General features: G+C 46.0%; 14 protein-coding genes and 1 pseudogene. 6 read left to right on the plus strand and 9 right to left on the minus strand.

Annotated features, from left to right (window positions below):
* Positions 1-269 (minus strand): hypothetical protein (locus tag QUA45_RS19235; RefSeq protein ID WP_333221874.1); only part of this gene is annotated, 269 nt, incomplete at its 3' end.
* Between the two features lie 328 nt (positions 270-597).
* Here QUA45_RS19235 and QUA45_RS19240 point away from each other — a divergent pair.
* Together QUA45_RS19240 and QUA45_RS19245 are read left to right on the plus strand one after the other, a co-directional pair.
* The gene (locus QUA45_RS19240) at positions 598-3,471 is read left to right on the plus strand and encodes a tetratricopeptide repeat protein (RefSeq protein ID WP_333221875.1); all 2,874 of its coding nucleotides are present in this window, start codon (positions 598-600) and stop codon (positions 3,469-3,471) included.
* An 87-nt stretch (positions 3,472-3,558) separates the two neighbouring features.
* Complete coding sequence (locus tag QUA45_RS19245; RefSeq protein ID WP_333221876.1) at positions 3,559-4,908, plus strand: 16S rRNA (cytosine(967)-C(5))-methyltransferase; 1,350 nt, start codon at positions 3,559-3,561, stop codon at positions 4,906-4,908.
* A gap of 23 nt (positions 4,909-4,931) precedes the next feature.
* Here QUA45_RS19245 and QUA45_RS19250 read toward each other — a convergent pair whose 3' ends face one another.
* The 7 genes and pseudogenes from QUA45_RS19250 to QUA45_RS19280 form a co-directional block, all read right to left on the minus strand.
* The gene (locus tag QUA45_RS19250; RefSeq protein WP_333098001.1) at positions 4,932-7,484 is read right to left on the minus strand and encodes a PBP1A family penicillin-binding protein; all 2,553 of its coding nucleotides are present in this window, start codon (positions 7,482-7,484) and stop codon (positions 4,932-4,934) included.
* Between the two features lie 239 nt (positions 7,485-7,723).
* Positions 7,724-8,734, minus strand: coding sequence for a chlorophyll synthase ChlG (gene chlG / locus QUA45_RS19255; protein ID WP_333067203.1), 1,011 nt, complete (start codon positions 8,732-8,734; stop codon positions 7,724-7,726).
* A gap of 372 nt (positions 8,735-9,106) precedes the next feature.
* A pseudogene (locus tag QUA45_RS29220) lies at positions 9,107-9,280 on the minus strand (DUF29 family protein); the annotation flags it as partial.
* 92 nt (positions 9,281-9,372) lie between these two features.
* On the minus strand, positions 9,373-10,077 hold the full coding sequence (locus QUA45_RS19265; protein ID WP_333097996.1) for a helix-hairpin-helix domain-containing protein: 705 nt from the start codon (positions 10,075-10,077) through the stop codon (positions 9,373-9,375).
* A gap of 138 nt (positions 10,078-10,215) precedes the next feature.
* Positions 10,216-10,563, minus strand: a complete 348-nt coding sequence (locus QUA45_RS19270; RefSeq protein WP_333045272.1) for an NINE protein — start codon at positions 10,561-10,563, stop codon at positions 10,216-10,218.
* A 78-nt stretch (positions 10,564-10,641) separates the two neighbouring features.
* On the minus strand, positions 10,642-10,854 hold the full coding sequence (locus QUA45_RS19275; RefSeq protein WP_333097994.1) for a hypothetical protein: 213 nt from the start codon (positions 10,852-10,854) through the stop codon (positions 10,642-10,644).
* A gap of 352 nt (positions 10,855-11,206) precedes the next feature.
* A complete protein-coding gene (locus tag QUA45_RS19280) occupies positions 11,207-12,799 on the minus strand; it encodes a type II CAAX endopeptidase family protein (RefSeq protein ID WP_333097991.1) in 1,593 nt (530 codons plus the stop codon).
* 241 nt (positions 12,800-13,040) lie between these two features.
* Between QUA45_RS19280 and QUA45_RS19285 the strand changes: the two genes are divergently transcribed.
* From QUA45_RS19285 to QUA45_RS19295, 3 genes are all read left to right on the plus strand, one after another.
* A complete protein-coding gene (locus QUA45_RS19285) occupies positions 13,041-14,402 on the plus strand; it encodes a histidine phosphatase family protein (protein WP_333097989.1) in 1,362 nt (453 codons plus the stop codon).
* Positions 14,403-14,628: 226 nt separating this feature from the next.
* Positions 14,629-15,942: a dihydroorotase gene (locus QUA45_RS19290; RefSeq protein ID WP_333221877.1), complete on the plus strand. Its 1,314-nt coding sequence runs from the start codon at positions 14,629-14,631 to the stop codon at positions 15,940-15,942.
* Positions 15,943-16,064: 122 nt separating this feature from the next.
* Entirely contained in the window at positions 16,065-16,820 is a 756-nt protein-coding gene (locus QUA45_RS19295; RefSeq protein ID WP_333221878.1) for a 4'-phosphopantetheinyl transferase superfamily protein, read from the plus strand.
* A gap of 175 nt (positions 16,821-16,995) precedes the next feature.
* Here the strand turns inward: QUA45_RS19295 and QUA45_RS19300 are convergent, their stop codons facing one another.
* Positions 16,996-17,736 carry a response regulator transcription factor gene (locus tag QUA45_RS19300; RefSeq protein ID WP_333097983.1) on the minus strand — a complete coding sequence of 247 codons (741 nt, stop codon included), beginning with the start codon at positions 17,734-17,736 and terminating at the stop codon, positions 16,996-16,998.
* A 14-nt stretch (positions 17,737-17,750) separates the two neighbouring features.
* Here QUA45_RS19300 and QUA45_RS19305 point away from each other — a divergent pair, with 14 nt between their 5' ends.
* Positions 17,751-17,930 carry a hypothetical protein gene (locus QUA45_RS19305; protein ID WP_333097982.1) on the plus strand — a complete coding sequence of 60 codons (180 nt, stop codon included), beginning with the start codon at positions 17,751-17,753 and terminating at the stop codon, positions 17,928-17,930.
* Positions 17,931-17,967 lie beyond the last annotated feature (37 nt).

Genomic DNA, 17,967 nt, shown 5'->3' on the forward strand with positions numbered 1-17,967 from the left:
CAAGCAAGTCTCCAATACTTATCTTTTGGAGAATAAATGAAGGCAACATTCACAAGAATTGATCTATCTTTTTTGCCTGTAGAGTAAACTTGCCATGTACCTGTAGGAACCTCCCGCAAATACGGCTTATTTTGCCTTAGAGGGAAGTAGATTGAGCTTTTTGAGCATTTTACTAATTCGGCTGCACGTTCAACAGTGCAGCCCATTTCCACCGAAACTGCGATCGGCTGGGTGAACAAATTGAGCTGTTCGCTGTTATAATTAGTCATGAGAAATCCTCGGTCTATATAGACCATAAACAACATGAGAGTCCTACTGGTTGCAGCCAGTGGCTCCCGCTGATAAGCGATCAAAAGCGCCTCTAGTACCACCTAGTGGCGCTTGTTTGCTTGTTAAAGGCAGTTTAGCACTGCTTTAAAAAAATTACAACAAAATAACGTATATTTTTGTATATGTACAACCAAAATAACGTATATTATGCAAACGTATAGTACAATTAGACGTATAAAGCGTAAAAGCCTTGTCTCACAAGCATTTCATGGAAAACGAATCAACACAAATTTCTCCTCCCCAGTTACTATCCAGGGGGTTGGCAGTATGAAAGGTACACTTGTCTCTCGCTTCACGCCCAGTCTGATGAAGCACGAAGATTTAGAGCAGATGTTCGTGCAGCGTCACGATTTGGCAAACGAGCTAGTCGAGTCAATCCGGTTGAGCATCCTCAAGCCGATCAAGCAGCATCACCTATTGATTGGGATGCGAGGTATTGGGAAGACGCACTTAGTCTCGCTAATGTATCACCGCGTTTCCAAAATGGAGGATGTGCGGGAAAAAGTGCTGATTGCTTGGTTGCGGGAGGAAGAGTGGGGCGTCACGTCGTTTCTCGATTTGCTCCTGCGAATTTTGCGATCGCTCCAATCAGAATATCCGGCTGAATACAAGGCTGAATTGTTCGATCGGGTAGAATCGCTTTACGGTGAATCGCCCGATCACGCTCAACAGACAGCAGCAGAATTGCTGAAAGATTTTGCGGGAGCTCGCACTCTCCTTTTACTTGTAGAAAATTTGGATGACTTGTTTGAAGGGTTGGGCGATAGCGGGCAGCAGCAATTCCGAGACTATTTAGAAAGTTATCCTTTCTGTACGATTTTCGCGACATCTCAGCATTTATTCAAAGGAATTGAGCATAAAAAAGCGCCCTTCTACGACTTTTTCAATCGCCACTATTTAGAAAAGCTAAATTTAAATCAAGTTGTCTGGTTATTGAAAAATAGAGCTAAATTAGAGGGCAACAAAGAACTAGAGTTATTAATACAAACGCCAAGGGGACGTTCTCGAATTGAAGCCATCCATCACTTGGCTGGCGGCAACCACCGCGTTTATATGATTTTTGCGGAATTTTTGACTCGCGACTCGCTCGATCGACTTGTGAAACCGTTTTTGCAAACGCTGGATGAATTGACACCGTACTATCAGGCGCGGATGGCTTGGCTTTCGCCGCAGCAAAGAAAGATAGTTGAATTTTTGTGCGATCGACGCGGGGCTGTCATGGTTAAAGAGATTGCCCAACGCTGTTTTATGACGCATCAGACAGCATCGAGCCAACTCAAACAACTGTCAGGAATGGGTTATGTGACGAGCGAATCGATCGGGCGCGAGTCGTATTATGAACTTCAAGAAGTGCTGATGCGCTTTTGCATGGATGTGAAGAAGCATCGGGGCGAGCCAATTAGTTTAATTGTGGATTTTTTGCGGTTATGGTACACGAAAGAAGAATTGAAACAGCGATTGGAGCGCTTGGGAGTAAAATTTACTCCTATCGGGAAAGAGCTAGTTGATAATAGCTCGGAAAAAAGTTATTTGAAGTATCAGCTAAATCGGGAAACACTACCGCCTAATGCTGTCATCGAGCTAGAATATCTGCTGCGTGCCCTTCAGGCAAGGGAAACAGATGATTGTGAAGACTCTCGCGTGGCAGCTTGCGTGCGGGAAATTGAAAATTGCAGAGAGAAGAAAGACCATGTTTCGGCTTTGAATCTAGCAAATAAACTGGTAGGAATTCGCGGTAAGGCAGGGGACTGGTTAGAAAAAGCCCGTTGCTTGCAGAATCTCGAACGCTACGATGAAGCATTAGAATCCTTTGATAGGGCGATAGAGCTTGACCCTAACGATTTGTCAGCTTTGGTTTTACGAGGCAATTTACTCTACAACCTCAAACGCTACGATGATGCTTTAGCATCTTTCGATCGGGCGCTTGAATTAGAGGCTAATTATCAATCTATTTGGGCTTTACGAAGCTATGTACTCGATAATCTCCAACGCTATGATGAAGCTTTAGCATCCTTTGATCGGGCAATCGAACAGGGTGCCAATTATGAGGAGATGTGGCTTATACGAGGCAATGTACTCAACAACCTCAAACGCTACGATGAAGCCTTAGAATCTTTTGATAGGGTAATCGAACTTGATGGCAATTATAAGTTAGCTTGGCGTATCCGAAGCAATGTACTCAACAATCTCAAACGCTACGATGAAGCCTTAGAATCCGTTGATAGGGCAATCACGATTGACCCCAATGATCAGTCGGCTTGGCTTTTACGAGGCAATGTACTCAACAACCTCAAACGCTATGATGAAGCTTTAGAAGCTTACGACAAAACTATCGAGATTGACCATAATAATCATTGGTATTGGGGTATCCGAGGCGATGTACTCAACAACCTCAAACGCTATGATGAAGCTTTAGAAGCTTACGACAAAGCGATCGAACTTGATGCCAATTATCAGTTGGTTTGGTTTCTTCGAGGTCTTTTGCTCGATACACTCAAACGTTATGAAGAAGCCTTAGTATCTTACGATCGGGCGATCGAACTTGACAGCAATTATGAGTGGGTTTGGTATAGCCGAGGCTTGGTGTTAGGCAAACTCGGCCGCTATGAAGAAGCTTTAGCATCTTACGATAAAGCGATCGAACTGGGTTATCAACGTTCATCTGTCTTCTTCAACCGTGCCATTACCATTCTCGGATTGAATCGCTGGGATGAAGGCATCGCCGCCTTAGACGACGCATTCCCACGCCTAGAACCAGGCGATGAAGCTTATGCAGAAGATGCCGCTTTAATTATCTGCAACCTGTTCATCAATATGCACGATATAGCGATATCTAAAACTCGCATCACCAGCCTGATAGCCGTTTATGAAAAACACAAACATCTATCAATATTAGGACAGGTAATTGTGGGAAACATCCCCTTGCTAATGTCAGAAATGGTGAGCGAAAAAGCCGCCCGCACTTGGTTAGAATTGTGGCAAGAACCAACCAGCAACTACGAAGAATTCAAAATTCCCATCCGCCTGCTGAATGCGGCTGTCCGCTATAAGGAAACCAAGGGCGACAGACGAGTTTTGCTAGAACTTGCGATCGAAGAACGCAGTTTATTAGAACCGTTGGTGTCAACAAAACCAGAATAAGCTGAAAACTAAACTTGCAATAATTTAGATAAGTAGCAATTTACACTATACACTTAACATTGTGTAAGTCCTTTTATGTAATATGTTATGCAAAATCCCCGCCAAATAGCCTTTCTCGCACTCCGCGAAGTCCAGCGCCGCGGTGCATTCGCAGATGCCGCCCTCGATCGCGCTTTCGGCAATTCTCAACTCAACGACCTCGATCGGCGTTTAGTCACAGAATTAGTTTACGGTAGCGTCAGGAGAATGCGATCGATCGACTTCATCATCGACAAACTAGCAACAAAGAAATCCTCCCAACAACCGCCCGAACTCCGCACCATCCTACATTTAGGCTTATATCAACTCGAATATCTCAACCAGATTCCCCCCTCCGCCGCCGTCAACACCACCGTTCAACTAGCAAAAGAAAACGGATTTTCAGGACTCAGCAGTTTTGTCAACGGTTTGTTGCGGCAATACATCCGTTTAACAGATAACAACTTAAACCCCTTAACAGTTACGAATTATAAATCCACCGTCGAACGCCTAGGAATTCTGCACAGCTTCCCCGAATGGCTGGTAAAATTGTGGATCGAACAAATAGGCGAAACCGAAACCGAACAACTCTGTGAATGGTTCAACCAATCCCCCACAATTGACCTGAGAATCAATCCCTTAAAAAGCTCGATCGCCCAAATTGAAACCGCCTTCAAATCCCAAAACATCTCAACTAGCAGAATCCCACACTTGCCGCAAGCATTAAGACTAAATGGCAGCATCGGCGCAATTCAAAACCTCCCCGGATACAGCGAAGGTTGGTGGACAATCCAAGACAGCAGCGCTCAATTAGTCACCCATTTACTAGCGCCCCAGCCAGGGGAAACTATCATCGACGCCTGCGCCGCGCCGGGGGGAAAAACCACCCACAGCGCCGAATTAATGCAGGATGAAGGCACAATTTATGCCTGCGACAAAACCGCCAGCAGACTCAAAAAACTTAAAGAAAATGCAGACAGACTCCAGATGAAATCGATTAAAATTCATACCGGAGACAGCCGCCATTTCCCAGAGTTTGTTAACCTCGCAGACAGAGTTTTACTAGACGCACCTTGTTCCGGTCTCGGAACCCTCCACCGCCGCGCCGACGCCCGCTGGCATCACACGCCCGAAAACATTCAACAACAATCTCAACTGCAATCGGAATTGTTAGCAAATGCAGCGACATTTGTCAAGTCCGGCGGCGTATTAGTTTATGCAACTTGCACAATTCATCCCTTGGAAAATGAAACAGTTATTCGATCGTTCTTAGACAGCAATCCTCACTGGCAAATCGAACCGCCAACAATTGATTTACCAGTACAGCCATCACCCGAAGGATGGGTGAAAGTTTGGCCGCACAGACATCACATGGACGGCTTTTTTATGGTGAGGCTAAAGCGCTTGAAAAAGCAGTAAAGTCCTTACTCCAAACCGATAGTTTAATATCCCGGTTCTTGATAAGCAGGCTCTTGATAAGCAGGCTCTTGATAAGCAGGCTCTTGATAAGCAGGTTCTTGATAAGCCGGCTCTTGCGGTGGGTAATACTTCGGTTCAGGATTAGGATTGTAAGGCACGATCGCACCATCCTCATTCACAATCATCCCCCGAATAATCTTATGAGGCTGCACCGGTTTGGCCTTAATACTGCCTTTGCGGCCCTCCAACTGCGGCAACTTTGGAAACTTCTCTACCGGCATTCCCTTGACAGCTTGACTCATAAAATCGCGCCAATTGTAGGCAGCGGTACCGCTAGTTCCCCAGGTGGGATAATTGTCATCATTCCCCAACCAAACGCCAGTCACCACCTGCGGAATGTAACCAATAAACCACAAATCCCGCACGTTTTCCGAAGTACCAGTTTTGCCTGCTACAGCGCGATCGTTTAACGCAGCAGGCCCCCCCGTACCGTCTTGGACAACGCCCTCCAACATCCAAGTAGTAATCGCAGCACTATCCTTATCCAAAACCCGCTTCGGTTTAAAATTAGCCTGATAAATCACATTTCCCCGCTGATTAATCACCCGCTTAATGCCGTGGGCTTCAATAAAATTCCCTTGCGATGCTAAAGTACCGTAAGCATTGGTTAACTCCAGCAAATTTACCTCTGAAGAGCCCAAAGCGAGGGAATAAATCGGACTCAATTTAGACTTAATCCCCATATCGTTGGCTAATTTTATCGCCGGTTCAAACCCCACATCCATCAACACCTTCACAGCTACGACATTCACCGAACTTGTCAAAGCATCCGAGATCGATCGCCAACCGCTAAATTTTTTGCCATAATTATTCGGTTGATAGCCGTCGATAATAATTGGTTCGTCTTCGTAACTGTCATAGGGAGAAAAACCAGCCGCCATCGCTGCTGCATAAACCAAGCCTTTAAACGTCGATCCGGGCTGCCGCAAAGCCTGCGTAGCACGGTTAAACTGACTTTCCTTAAAATTTCCGCCACCCACCAGGGCCTTAACTTCCCCAGTCTTAGTGTCCATAGAAACTAAAGCCGCCTGTTCAAAACCCTGACTGCGGCCATCAACTTCGATCGCATTTTTAACAACCTGTTCCGCTATTTTCTGCCACTTCAAATCCACCGTCGTCTCAACAGTCAAACCGCCAGCTTCCAAAGCATCTTTAGAAACATAGCGCGGCAATTCCTTCCGAATGTAACTAGCAAAATAAGGCGCGACTACTTTAAATCGCTTCGGCGCACTTGGTTTAACCGCCATAGGTGCCGCCATCGCCTCCTTCGCCTGAACCTCTGTAATTACCTTCGCTTCCTGCATTTGTTGCAGCACAATATTGCGGCGTTTCTTAGCCATATCCGGATTAACCAAAGGCGAATATTCGCTCGGTGCCGGTGGCAAACCCGCCAAAGTTGCCATTTCTGCCAAATTTAATTTATCGACTGTTTTGCTAAAGAAAACCCAAGCCGCATCTGCCACACCGTAAGCATCCGAACCCAAATAAACTAGATTTAAATATCGTTCTAAAACTTGGTCTTTACTCAACTCTCGCTCTATTTTTTGAGCTAAAAGAGCTTCCCGGACTTTCCGCCTAATACTTCTTTCCTGATTAAGAAAAACAACGCGAGCCAATTGTTGCGTAATTGTACTGCCACCCTGCACTAAATCTCTTTCTATCAAGTTAGAAACAATCGATCGCACAATACCTTGATAATCCACCCCGCGATGTTTGTAAAAACGGCGGTCTTCTATGGCAATAAAAGCTTTAACCAACAATTCGGGAATTTCTTGAAGTTTCAGTTTATCTCTAGTTGCCGGACCAGACTGCAACAAAATCGTATTATCTGCTGCTTTAATTGTCAGCGTTCCGTCGCGGTTAAAGGCTGACAAATCGTTAACATCCGGCAAACCTTTGTCTAAGGTGTACAAAATCCATAAACAGTAGATTAAAGCGCCCCCGCTTATACTGGCAACACCTAAACTTATCCAAAATCTAGGACGGCGGGGGACACGTTTTTTAGTATTTTCCTGCGGTGCGCTATTTTCCTGTAGTGCGGTATTTATCGGCAGTTGGGTGTTCTGCGATTCGCTATTTTCCGCAAATTCGCTACTATCGGATTTTTGGGGTGATTTAGTTCCCAGCAAACTTAATCCCGGCCGCAACAATTCTTTTCCCTTGGTTTGCAAGCTGGTAACTTGAGGTTCAATTTCCAACCAAGCAATTAAGCGTTTCAATCCTTCCCAATCGCGCTTGACTATTGGATATCGAGCGTATTCTGGCTCTAAATATTCTGACTCTAAATATTCTGACTCTTCTGGAGGTGCAGCATCTTCTGATACCACATACTCGGCTCGCTCATCCCTTGTCTGTGTATAAAATTGCGCCTCGGATTCCGGCGAGTTGAGCTTATTGCCCTTCGCAGCCTTGGGCGGTTCTCGATCGGAATTACCGCTTATTGCGTTAGTGACTTTGCTCAATGTATCTTTGATATTTGAGAAAAATTCTGCCACGTTCAGACCTTCAAACCTCATCAAGTCCGATTAAAAATTAAAAATTTAAAAAGCTAGCTTTCTTCAATTCTTAATTTTTAATTCGACATTTTTTATTGAATAACACGCTGCCTTGAATTAGGTTTTTTGAATTAAAAACTTTTTAATTCACCACTCAAAATTCAAAACTTTTCTTAACGCTGCAGAGATTGGTATTTTTTTGAGAAGTGAATTAGATTTTTTGAATTCAAAATTTTTTAACTCAAACCTCACAACTCTGCTTAACTCGCATGACCCAGTGCCAAGGCTGCTACCAGCATACCCAAAACCAGAAAAGGCTGAGCACTTGCCTGATATTTAACATCATTTTCAAGCGGATTGCGCAAAAAGTACATATCCTGAAAAGTAATTTGGGGAATTATCAGCAGGAGCAGAATGACAGCGTAAAGGTTTTGGTGGATGCTGATCAGGTAGCCTGCAATCCCAGCTTGAAAGATGTCGATCATCAACACGCAAATCCAAGCTGCGGTGGTGATGCCAAACATCACTGGCAAAGATTTTAACCCTAATTGCCGATCACCTTCAACACTTTTGAAATCGTTGACGATCGCAATCCCCAGCCCTGCCAAACTGTAAAACAGGGTCAATATCATAATGGTGGGATCTAGTGTACCAAACAAAGCTTGACCCGCCCACCAAGGCAGGGCAATGTAGCTAGCACCCAGGGCATAATTTCCCAACCAGCCATTCTGCTTGAGTTTCAGCGGGGGCGCAGAGTAGATGTAAGCTAGAAACGCGCCGCCGAGAGTCAAAACTGTCATTATCGGGAATTCATGACCCGCCCACAAGTCTAGAGCATAAGCCACCCCAATGCCAGCGGCTAATAATACCAAAATTTGCGTTACTACTTGCGGAATCGAGATGATACCGGAGGGAATCGGACGGTAGGGCTCGTTAATGGCGTCGATGTCGCGATCGTAAAAGTCGTTCAAAGTTTGAGTGTACCCGGCAAGCAACGGCCCTGACATCAACATACAAGCTGCTGCGATCAAGAAATTTTCTAGGTTCCAAACATAGTTTCCAGAAGACGCCGCCCCGCACACCACGCCCCAAATTAAGGGAATCCAGGTAATCGGTTTCATCAGTTGCAGGCGAATTTTCCAGATGGATGTTTCCCCGCTAGCGGCCCCTTTCATGCCCAACAGTTGACGAGTTTTGGCACTGCGGTTTTCGGTAGCAGCACTTTCCGGTGCAGCTTCTGGGGAGATTTGGGATGGAGTAGAGTCAGACATAAGTGTGATGTTAGCGGTTCTGCTACTATTGTGTCGTTCTGCGTTTCAATAATAATTCTGATAGGATACCACTGATATTTAAGACAGATTCTTGAAAACTTACCCGGGCTTGGAGTTGATGCTAGGGAAAAGTAGGAGTTTCACAATATACTGAAATATCATTATTTTGTGTAAATGTCAAGAGGATAAATACTTTTTTTGATAATTTCGCTGAGTCCGCCTTCTGGAGGAGATTTTTGCCAGCAGGTGCATTTAATGTCAATTACCAGGAGGCGATCGAGCTTTTTAGCCATGCTACCGTTGAATCATTTCTTCTGGCAGAAAATCAATAGATTTTAGATTTTAGATTTTAGATTTTAGATTTTTAGATATGCTACCACTTCTTTGATCCGGTTGAAATTGCCACTTAAGCAAGTGCAGGAGAATTACCACCACATTACTCTCTCAACTCCCGCGTTCACTTCGCCTCACGTCTTCTATTTCTGCAATCAGATTTTCCCAGTTGATGTTTGAGAAGTCGCGAACCCGGAACTTTTCCAAACTGGTTTACCTCTATCTGAGCTAATCTGTATCATACATTTTTTGTCCGTTAACTTCTAATTTTGTTGTCATAAGCTGTTCGTGATAACAACTGCAAATTAACAAATATGGCGGTATGAATCAAAAGGCAGTCCCGTCCGCCGCTTAACTTCTACAACTGATTTGTAAGCACCTTTTCTCTGCCTTTCTCTAACTATTTTTTCGGCAACAATCCGATCTAAACCGCTGGCGATCAACTCTTCCGGCGAAAGAATGTTTAACCGTTTCCAAGTAAACTGCAATTCTTTTTGATAATTGTAGCTGAAGCAAATCATCGGGGCGATGCGTCTGACGTGGCTTTCGGGAACTCCGGCTATTTCTGATAACTCTTCGGCGTGGGTAAAAATGTAGCCTTCGTTTTGCAAAGATTCAATATCGTTGGCGTAGACGATCGGCAAACCCAAGATTCTGACCATATCGTCTTTGGTACACTCGTTAATATCTATTTTGCCGCGCACGTTTGCCAGTTCTTCGGCATTTGTTGCACTTGCAGGAACCAGTATGCCTCTGGGTGCGGTTTTGATCAGATAGCGCTTTTTCAAACTAAAAGCAGTAACAATTTGAGCAATCCACACGATCGTACCCAAATTAGTTGAAGAAGATACCGCTAGTGCTGCTAAAGTAATTGCAACACCCCATCCCATCCAACTGCGAATATTTGACTTTTGGCCTGCATAGGCGATCGCCAATCCGCCGAAGTAGGGAATAAAAGCATACCACACCCAGTTTGGAGTTTGACGCAGCCAGTATAAATCTTGAGACACGTTAATTTTATCCTTAATTAAATAGCTGTGATCTCACACTTAATTCAATCCCACTTTTTTAATAGCGGGCTTTCTTCTTCCTTCTTCCTGACATCCGTTACATCCGTTACAGAATCCGTTGCCGAACTTCCTTCTTAATTACAATTCTCGCAGCAATTTTTGGCGTTTTTCTTCATATTCTTCGGCGGTAATTGCGCCCATATCGTAAAGCTTTTTCAATTCGCCGATCGCCCCTGTTACATCTTTTGCCGCTCTGAGGGCATACCCCGACGGCAGCGTGCCGCCATTGTACTGAACCTGAAAAGCTTGTTCCGACATCAGCAGTAGGCCGATAAAATCGAAAAATGCGATCAGTGACGGAATTAATGTCCAAGAAAATAGCAAGTATAATACCCCTGCTAAGTTATTGCCCAAATAAAATTTGTGAACTCCGAAACCTCCAACAAAGAAAGCTAACACAACTGCTACGGTTTTATCTTTTACCATTTTTACTTTCCCCAGTTTTTATTTTAACTCGGCGATCGACCTTTAACGATCGACCTAAGTAAGCTTACTAATTTTTACTCATTTATTTTGGTTTTTGCGAAACTTAGACATCGCAAAATACAGCAGAACTATACCGACTTGAGCCTGTAGAATCACCAAATAGCCTCTCAAGAAATAATTGAGTTCGCTGCCTGAATTGAAAGAAAATATTAAAAGACCTAAGGCTGCGTAGGGTGCGAAACGCATCCAACTCGGCGTTCTCTCTAAGTTGCGGCTGTTCAAATTGCTCATGGGTTTAAGCCTCATCCTAAATTAAAATTTAGCTATAAATTAGCCGGATTGTCAACTTCCGTTTGGTGCGATCGCCCGGGTCAGTTTCTCAATCATCAGCCGACAAGATATTACTTCCATGTTAAACCCTGTTTTTCCGCTCAAGTAAGGAAGCTGGACTCGTCGATCTGGATCTGTGGCTGATATTACAGATTAGGGTGAACCCGCCCCTATAGGAATTCCGGTTATTTTACCGACTTAGATACCAGGGGCGCACCGAACACCCTACTGCTGTTTTTGGCAAGAGTCGATCGCCCTGACGAGCACTCTCAAAAAAACTCGATTAATTCACAATTATTAACAACCGCTCCAATTAACTCGCGCCACCGCCCAAAAGAAACAGACTCAGGAGAGTACCGCTGTTCCAAAGACTGTGGAGAAGCATAGGAGCAAGGAGATTGCGCGATCGCGTGTACACAAACCCCAAAACTGCACCCAAAGTCGCCAAAGGCAGAATCTCAGAGACACTCAAGTGAGCCACAGCAAACAAGAAAGCAGAAGCTGCGATCGCCCCCCAAACAGGCAAATAGCGAGTCAGAGAAGGCAGCAGAAAGCCTCGAAACACGATTTCCTCAAAAACCGGAGCCGCGATCGCAGCAGTGCCGAAAAACACCGCCAAAGCCACGTTGTCCCTACCTTCGAGAACGATCGGCAAAATCGGATTACTGCCGCCTTGTCCCTGCCAAAATTGCTGATTGATCAGGGATACCAAAACTACCAAAGGCAAAGCAACAAAATAGCCGCCAAAACCCCACAAAAACCAATTTCCCCGCCAATTAATCCGAAACCAACCTTCCGGCAAAGGCAAAAAAGACTTGACCGAAAAATACAGTACCGAAAGCCCTCCAGCCGACAGCAACAAATAAGTAGCAAAGATATAAAAAGCCTTGTCGCGCGGGTCAAAAGTAGCAGGATTGAGTTTTAAAACAGCCAGAGAAACAGGCAGCAACAAATAGGGAATCAAGATTTGGCCGACAAAGAAAAAGCCGACCACAAGCACCTGCCAAACAATCTCGCCGTCCCAAGGCACATCCCAAGTCAAGCTCGCATTTCGCGCCAACACCGGGCCGGAACCTGCTGTCTCTAACTGGTGCCGCTGCAACAGCCACTGCACGGTCAAACCAATCAGCAAAACCGTACCAATAAAAAGTGCGATCGCCGGAACCCCAACCACAATTGCCAACTTTTCTATAGCTTGTTCAGCCGTTGCTTGCTCTGCTGCTTGAAGCGCCGCCACCTCTTTAGAACGTTCTTGCAGCTTGTAAAGTTGAGCGAGAGCACGATAGCGAAACCAGCCATCCAAAGACTTTTGAATGCGCGGCTCGGCATCCGGCAGCAGTTGAGCCGGATTGCTCCAAATTCCCGTTAAAACTTGAGCAGTTACCACCGAAGAGTCGTCATCTATTTTAGTTTTGTAGCGCTCAACTAAATTTGTCCAAGTTTGGAGAGCAGCCTCAGTTTTGCCACTGCTTGCCTGCAAAATTCCTAAGCGCAAGTCAAGTTCGTTTAGCAGCGCTGACTGTTGCTCGATCGACTCAGACAAAGCCTTGTTTTGAGCCAAATTCAGAGTATTATCAGCAGACTTGGAGGCGATGGCAGACTGAATTCCTTTAAATTGTGATTGAGTTGTTTCGAGAGTTTTGCGAGTCGAGTCTCGCGCTTCTTGATATTGCGTCAAAGCCGTACTTAAAGGATCTGCACCGACAATATTGTTGCGCGCCGAACTTAAATTAACACTCTGATTATTTTCTCCCTGCCACTCCGAGGCGTGCAGCAGCAAATTTGTCTGGTAGAGTTCGAGCCGGCTTTGAATTTGCGGCTGATTCCAACTAGCAAGTAAAGATAAACCGACCAGGGCGATCGCGATCGCCGTTAAAATACCTAAAATAACCCGCTTCAGTGTCATTCCTGCTTTTCCGTCCCGCGCGAATCTGTGGCTAAATCTTTTCCGTCTTTAATCATAGGTCGTTGCAGACGAGAGTATCCCGACAACTGGTAAAATTTCACTGGCTCATCTTTTTGACTCGCCTCAACAAGACTTACGCCACAAATCCTCGCTCCGCCATGTATGGGTAAGGTGTGCACAGCGCACCCGCAGCCGGGTAGCAGGCTAAATCTAAAATCTAAAATCTAAAATCTAAAATCGAATGACTCGCATTATCTTAGTCCGTCACGGCAAAAGCACCTACAATCAAGAACGCCGCATCCAAGGCCGCCTCGATAAATCAATTTTGACAGAAGCAGGTCGCAACACCGCCCTGCAAGTAGGTGACACACTCAGCAGTATCGCCTTTGATACCGCCTATACCAGCCCTCTGCAACGAGCCAAAGAAACAGCAGAAATCATCCTGTCGCGCTTGACAAATCCGCCACAACTCCAGCCAACTGATAATTTGATGGAAATCGATTTGCCTTTGTGGGAAGGAATGTTGCGCCAAGATGCGATCGACAAGTTCCCCGAAGCATATCAGCAGTGGCAAAAACAGCCCGACAAATTTTCCATGAAACTGCCATCTGCTGACGGAGAAATCGAACACTTTCCCGTATTGGCAATTTTTGCTAACGCCCGACACTTTTGGCAAGAACTTTTATCGCGCCACCAAGACGGTACAATTCTAGTAGTAGGTCACAACGGAATCAACCGCGCTCTCATCGCCACCGCCTCGGAAATTACCCCGGATTACTATCAATCAATTCAACAGTCAAATTGCGGAATTAGTGTCATTAATTTTGGCCCTTCCCCTGTTACCAACGACAAACCCGGAGAGCAAAAAAAGAAAGTTGCAATTCAATTAGAGTCGGTAAATTTAACTTCCCATACCGGGGAAATTTTTCCCAAACCGAGGGACGGACACCAAGGCCCGCGATTGTTGTTGGTGCGTCACGGCGAAACAGACTGGAATAAAGCAGGTAAATTTCAAGGGCAAATTGACGTGCCTCTCAACGATAACGGCCGCGAACAATCCCGGCGGGCAGCAGAATTTCTCAAGGATGTAAAATTGGATTTTGCGATCAGCAGTTCGATGCTGCGTCCGAAAGAAACTGCGGAAATTATTCTCAAATATCACGGCGGTTTGCAACTAGAACTCCGCGACGAGTTGAGGGAAATCAGCCACGGACTTTGGGAAGGAAAGTTTGAATCAGAAATCGAAGAATCCTATCCGGGTTTGCTTGAAGAATGGAAAACATCTCCTGAAAAAGTCCAAATGCCCGAAGGAGAAAATTTGCAGCAAGTTTGGCACAGAGCGATCGCAGCTTGGCGAGAAATAGTACAATCTGTTTCTGGTACTGGGATTGTCGTTGCTCACGACGCCATTAACAAAGCCATTCTCTGCCACCTATTCGGTTTGGAACCCGAACATTTCTGGAAATTCAAACAAGGAAACGGAGCCGTTAGCGTGATTGATTATCCCCACGGTCCCGATGGTTTGCCGGTATTACAAGCGATGAATGTCACAACTCATTTGAGCGGCGGAGTTTTTGACAAAACAGCAGCCGGAGCACTGTAATTAGTAAACTGCTGAGCGCGAACCCGTAGCGGAAGGAACGCCCTCCGCTACGCTTCGCCCGCCTGAAAAATGTTTGAATTTTGATAACAACCGCGCCCGACGCTTAGGAAGTTCTTAATTCCTGAAACTAATGCGGTGGATTGTTTCTTCCTTCTTCCTGACAGCCGTTACATCCGTTACATCCGTTACATAATCCGTTGCCGAACTTCCTTCTTCCTTCTGCTATATGAGCCGCGAACTGCTACAAAATGTACGAGTGCTAGATCCAGTTTCAGGGAGCGATCGCATCGCTGATATTCTGATTGCTGAAGGTGATATCAAAGCAGTCGAAGAAAAAATTGCTGAGTTTCCCGCTGACACGGAAGTGCGGGATTGCCAGGGACTGATTTTGGGGCCGGGGTTAAGTGATATGTACAGTCACAGCGGAGAACCGGGTTTTGAGGATCGGGAAACGCTCGAATCTTTGATGCAGGCTGCAGCGGCTGGGGGTTTTACGCGAGTGGCGATTTTGCCTGATACCTCGCCGCCTGTTGACAATTTGGCCGGTTTAGCTTTGTTGCAGCAACATATCCGCAATTTGCCGCCCGGGCTGCCCCGCTTGTATTTTTGGGGCGCGCTGACAGCGGGCGTTAAAGGGCAGCAGATGGCGGAGTTGGGCGAGCTGGCCTCCTCTGCGGTGGTGGGTTTTGCGGACGGTTTGCCGCTGTCTAATCCGGCTCTGGTGAGGCGTTTGCTGGAGTATATCAAGCCTTTGGGCAAGTCTGCTGCTTTGTGGCCGTGCGATCAAACTTTGGCAGGAAAGGGCGCGGTGAGAGAGGGTGCGCTGTCGGTGCGCTTGGGTTTACCAGGAATTCCGGCGAGTGCGGAAACTTCGGCTTTGGCGGTAATTCTGGAGTTGGTGGCATCTGCGGGCACTCCGGTACACATCATGCGCGTTTCTACAGCCCGCAGCGTGGAATTGATTCGAGATGCCAAGGCGCGGGGTTTGCCGGTGACTGCGAGTGTGACTTGGATGCACTTGCTGTTGAATGTCGGGGCAATTTCAGGAAACTCTAAAGATTCCGGCGGGAAAAATGCTCTGACTGCTTCGTTGCCCTACGATCCGAATTTACGCCTAGAACCGCCGTTGGGCAATCTCAGCGACCAATTAGCGCTGATTCAAGCTGTGAAAGATGGCGTAATTGACGCGATCGCGATCGACCACAACCCGCATACTTATGAGGAGAAAACTGTGGCTTTTGCTGATAGTCCGCCCGGGGCGATCGGCTTGGAATTAGCTTTGCCTTTACTGTGGCACGGACTGGTAAAAACGGGCGAATTTTCGGCTTTAGAACTGTGGCGAGTTTTGAGCGCAGGCCCTGCCGTTTGTCTCGGACAAGCCCCCGCCACGGTTGCCACTGGAGTCTCTGCTGAGCTGATTTTGTTCGACCCGGAAATGAGTTGGAATGTTGACGGGCTAAGTCTGAAGTCGCGATCGGTAAATACGCCTTGGTTGGGACAGCAATTAGCGGGAAAAGTTGTACAAAGCTGGATTTATTAATTCTTGCGATTGAAATTCATCTGTTGTAGAACAGGCATCTTGCCTGTTTCTAAAAGTAGAACAGGCATCTTGCCTGTTTCTGGGAATGCTGGATGAGGTGACTCAGAAAAGAAGATAAATACATGATTACTGCTTTTGATTCGTGGAATTCTCCACCGCAAGACTTGACATTGGATCTGGGCGAAATTCATGTTTGGCGCGTCTCTCTAGCTCAAACAGAATCTTGCTTACAGAGTTTACAAGAGACTCTCTCACCAGACGAGCGGACAAAAGCCAATGGTTTTCACTTTCCCAAAGGTCGATCGCAATTTATTGTGAGTCGTGGCGCGCTCAGAGAAATTCTCAGTCGCTATCTTAACATAAATTCTCACATTTTGCGCTTTGACTACAATCCCTACGGCAAACCCTCTCTCATCGCCGCCCAAGGTGGAAATACCCTCAGTTTCAATTTGTCTCACTCAGGAAACATGGCTCTAATTGCGATTACCAAAAATCGAGATATTGGTGTCGACATTGAAAGCATAAATCCCAACTTTCATGGCCTGGAAATTGCTGAAAAGTTTTTTTCCCCCTTAGAAAATTCTGTGTTGCGTTCGCTCCCAGAACATCTCCAACCCAAAGCTTTTTTCACCTGTTGGACTCGCAAAGAAGCCTATATCAAAGCAGTCGGTAAAGGACTTTCTATTCCCCTGAATCAGTTTGATGTCACCCTTGCTCCAGGAGAACCTGCCGCGCTGTTAAATGTTGAAGACAACCCCGAAGAAGCATCGAGATGGTCTTTAATAGAATTAATTCCCAGTTCAGATATGGTGGCGGCTGTTGCGGTTGCAGGAGATTGCTCGAAACTTTATTGTTGGCAGTGGACAGGGGAGTTTTGATTTATACCGATCGCCCAGGCTAAAAGATAACGGCAACGGTCGCTACAATAAGTCTACTGGCTGCACCTCCAAGCTAGTGTATTGCACACTCTGCATAGACAAATAAGGACACAAAAATTTTGTGTCCTTACGTCAATTCGGCTGCAACTTCCAACCCTATAACTGATTTAAAAATTCAACCAAATCGATAGCCGAAACCACGTACCGTAATGATATATTCCGGTTGACCCGGGTCTAATTCCAACTTTTCGCGCAGCCAACGGATGTGAACGTCAACTGTTTTGCTGTCTCCGATAAAATCTTGACCCCAAATTTTTTCCAGCAACTGATCGCGAGACCAAACTCGCCGGGGATAACTCATAAATAGTTCTAGTAAGCGAAACTGTTTAGGAGAAAATTTCACTTCCAGACCACGAACCAACACGCGGCACTCTTCAGGATATAGAGTTATGCTCTTATATTGCAGCATCCTCGGTTCCGGTAAGCGACCGAGGCGCTGGCGCCGCATCAGCGCTCGACAGCGAGCGATAAACTCCCGCATTCCAAAAGGCTTGGTCAGATAATCATCCGAGCCGGCTTCGAGGTAAAAAGCGCAATTGTTGGCACTTCCTCTAGCACCGATAATCAAAATAGGGACGGGATTTCCTTGATGCCGTAACATTCGACACAGATCTAAACCGTTAATTGAATCCATAATTAACAGGTTAAAGGCCAATTCACCGTGATATGACGAAGAAGCCTGTATAGAAGGCAGAGCGTTGCGCCCGTCGCTAGTAACCACCACCTCATAGCCCTGTTCTTTAAGGGCTAAAGCTAGCATTTCCCGCAACAGATCTTCACCTTCCAATAACAAGATACGGCCGGCTTGTCCAACAGCCAACCTTGAAGGACTTTCGCTTAATTCAGCAGAAGACATAAATATCAGTGGGAGTGATGTTTGTATGTGGCTACCGCGAGGTACCTTCTTCAGTAGCTGAGGTACTCTCGCGCTGCGATCGCTTGTACGATCGCCATTTGTTCGTTAGCGAAGCCCTCGAAGAGGATCGCTTAGAATCTTTCGCCAGTCCATCCCACAGACACGCGCTCGACCTTTGCTACTTGCTCGTGTAAGGAATACAGCCGTAGAGCAGTTGTCGGAACCGCGCTG

The organism is Microcoleus sp. Pol12A5, assembly GCF_036701435.1.
Lineage (GTDB): Bacteria > Cyanobacteriota > Cyanobacteriia > Cyanobacteriales > Microcoleaceae > Microcoleus.